The 518-nt window shown below is 41.3% G+C and carries 1 protein-coding gene; it reads left to right on the forward strand.

The features are described 5' to 3' along the window. Positions 1-518 (forward strand): sulfate adenylyltransferase subunit CysD (cysD, locus tag IC221_RS29975; protein WP_188172332.1); only part of this gene is annotated, 518 nt, incomplete at both ends.

The following is a 518-nucleotide window of genomic DNA, read 5'->3' on the forward strand; positions in this document are numbered from 1 at the left end:
GCAATGCTATTCTCTGGTGGCAAGGACTCTATTGTCATGTTGCACCTTGCAAGAAAAGCATTCTGGCCAGGAAAAGTACCTTTCCCGTTAATTCACGTGGATACTGGACACAACTTCCCTGAGGCCATTGATTACAGAGACTGGCTGGTAGAAGAATATGACTTGGATCTTATTGTAGGATCTGTTCAAGGGTCAATTGATAAAGGAACTGCAGTTGAAGAAACAGGCACTAACCCAAGTAGAAATGGTTTGCAAGCAATTACTCTTTTAGAAACTTTAGAAGAGTACAATGTAGATGCAGCTTTTGGTGGTGGTCGTAGAGATGAAGAAAAAGCAAGAGCAAAAGAGCGTTTCTTCTCTCATAGAGATGAGTTTGGACAGTGGAACCCTAAGAACCAACGTCCGGAATTATGGACTTTGTATAATGGTCGTTACAATGATTATGAGCACTTCCGTATTTTCCCTATCTCCAACTGGACTGAAATGGACGTATGGCAATATATCGCTCAAGAAAGAAT

The organism is Flammeovirga sp. EKP202, from assembly GCF_014534745.1.
In the GTDB taxonomy this organism is placed as follows: Bacteria; Bacteroidota; Bacteroidia; order Cytophagales; family Flammeovirgaceae; genus Flammeovirga.